Annotated in this window: 2 protein-coding genes and 1 pseudogene; all 3 read left to right on the top strand. The window is 38.1% G+C overall.

Annotated elements, in window-relative coordinates:
• Positions 1-191: 191 nt before the first annotated feature.
• Positions 192-899, top strand: coding sequence for a Cas9 inhibitor AcrIIA9 family protein (locus WMO25_RS17290; RefSeq protein ID WP_186279104.1), 708 nt, complete (start codon positions 192-194; stop codon positions 897-899).
• A gap of 22 nt (positions 900-921) precedes the next feature.
• Positions 922-1,479 (top strand): DUF7666 domain-containing protein, encoded by a 558-nt coding sequence (locus tag WMO25_RS17295; protein ID WP_144124002.1) that lies wholly within the window; start codon positions 922-924, stop codon positions 1,477-1,479.
• Positions 1,476-2,286 (top strand): annotated as a pseudogene (locus tag WMO25_RS17300) (PcfJ domain-containing protein); the annotation flags it as partial. The gene WMO25_RS17295 and the pseudogene WMO25_RS17300, both read left to right, overlap by 4 nt.

Consider the following 2,286-nt stretch of genomic DNA (forward strand, 5'->3'; position numbering starts at 1 on the left):
AAATCCAATAAATGGTGTGTTCGTGTTTTGATTGAACTCATGGGACTTTTGGAACATGATGACAAAGAACGGAGAAGAATTGCAAAAGAAGTAGAAAAAGAAATGGAAGAGGCTATGCAAAATGATAAGGCAGCCTGATAAATGTATGGAGAGTCTTCGGGCTCTCCGTTTCTATGAAGGAGGTTTTAGAATTGTTTGAAACGATGATTCACAGTACAGAAGAATTGAATGCAATGGCGGTTCATTTGAGATTATCTGAGAATTTTTCGGAATTAAAGCTGCTGGCGTCAGAATGGCTTGTTCCGGAAGAGCATGTTCAGGACTTTATAGCCGGAAAACGTGCCCAGCTTGCGGAAATTCCATTTGAGGAAAGGGAATACGACTCTGCGGTTGAGAAATTAAGAGCTGAAATGTGGCTTATCAAGGATCAGATGTTTACAGATATTGTTTCCAAGTATTTAATCAGAAAGGCAGAAGATAACCCAGTCTTTGGTATGCAGGTACTTCAGAAACATAAAACAATTCAGAAATGTATGAATTATATTATGGAACAAGCCTATAAAATTGCTAAACAAGAACATGAAAAGAAAACCAGCGGCAAGCGGCCGGCGTCAGGACGGAATCAGAATGTGGCGCTGGGAATTTCAGAACTTCAGGTGTATCAATGGGCAGAAGATTACTATGCACTGGATGATGCAAAAAAAGAGGCTGAGGAAAGAGCGAAAGAGCAGAAGAAAAGGGTAAGCAAACAAAAAAAGAGTATACAGCGTAAAACACAATCCTCATCCTCAGAAAAACCGATTTCAGCAGTACCAACCAAGAATACAGTACCACCGAAAAAGAAACAGCCGGAGAACATTCAGCTGTCATTGTTTGATATGACGAATTCGGACAGTTAGGAGTTGGGAGAGGAGGAAACGGATGAAGGCGTATAAAGGCTTTAAAAAGGATTTAACCTGTCTCGGTTACAAATTTAATGAAGACGGGATAAACAAAACAGATCAGGCTAATTGCAGGAAAAATGGATTTCACTGTGCAGAAAACCCAATGGATTGTCTTGATTATTATTCTGACTGGAAAAACTCAGTTTATTACGAAGTGGATGCAGCAGGTGATATTGATGAAGATGAAATTGACAGTAAAATTTCCTGTACCGAGATGCAGCTGGTTAAACGTCTTACGATAGAGCAGTTGCTGTTTGAAGGACTTATTTATATGGTAGAACATCCCGAACGGAACTGGAATGGACATGTAAAAAAAGAATGTGGAAAGGCGTATAACGGTTTTGTAGTTGTGCGTGGGAAAAATCCAATTGCATCAGGGAATTTGGGTGATATTCTTGTACTTTTGCAAGAGGAAGAAAATTGTTCTGCAATAGAGGAAGTGGCATTTTTAAAAATTGATGGAAGCAGATGTTATCCGAAAATTGATTATACTGTAAAAGGAATTGCAAATGATCAGGAGGAGGTTTGTGCATGAAAAAAAGTGTCTTACTTACATTAACGCCGCCTAAATTGACAAAACAGTTGAGAGAACAGGCAGAAAAAGATATACCTGTAATTGATAATGCATGGGGCAGGAGGAAAGAATATAAATACAATAGTTATATAAAGGCTAAAATTGAAAAAGGCTATTTGATACTTTCTGTCTTTAAAACGGAATTTGTGCGTTCGGGTTCCAAATATCCAATGTATATTGTCTATTTTGATAGGAAAAAAGGAGAATACTTATCACTGGAAACAGAAACAGGTAAATGGAGAACTGCAATGCTGGAAAATCTTGACGCAGGTCTTTCTTGTTATAACTTTAAACATTATATTTCCGAAAAAGATGCAGAGAAGATCAAGAAATATCTGAAGATAGGAGAGGGTGATTTTTATTCAATATGCCAATACCAATCATCTCTACGGACAAAACGTTTAGACAGGCAGTACAAACGCAAAACAGATGAATGGGATCAGATATTAAAACCTGTTCGCAGTATTCCGAAAGACTGGAATAAATGGGTTCTGCGCAGAGCAATTTCTGAACACTATATATTTTACTACTATAAAAGGAGCAACTCAACAGAAGGGTATTGTACTTGCTGTGGTAAAAAAGTGGCTGTAGAGAAACCAAAATACAACGGAGAAGGTGTATGTCCAAATTGCGGTCAGGCTATAACATATAAGTCGATTGGAAAATTTGGTCGGATATGGACAAAACAGGAAACTGCGTATTTAATCCAGCGTTGTCATCCTGGCTTTATAATAAGGGAGTTTTCCGTCTGCATGGCTGTGGGAAAAG

This window comes from Coprococcus intestinihominis (assembly GCF_040096555.1).
Lineage (GTDB): Bacteria > Bacillota > Clostridia > Lachnospirales > Lachnospiraceae > Coprococcus_A > Coprococcus_A intestinihominis.

Excerpts from the sequence above, each read along its gene's own strand:
- WMO25_RS17295 (WP_144124002.1), top strand. The coding sequence starts at position 922 with ATGAAGGCGTATAAAGGCTTTAAAAAGGATTTAACCTGTCTCGGTTAC.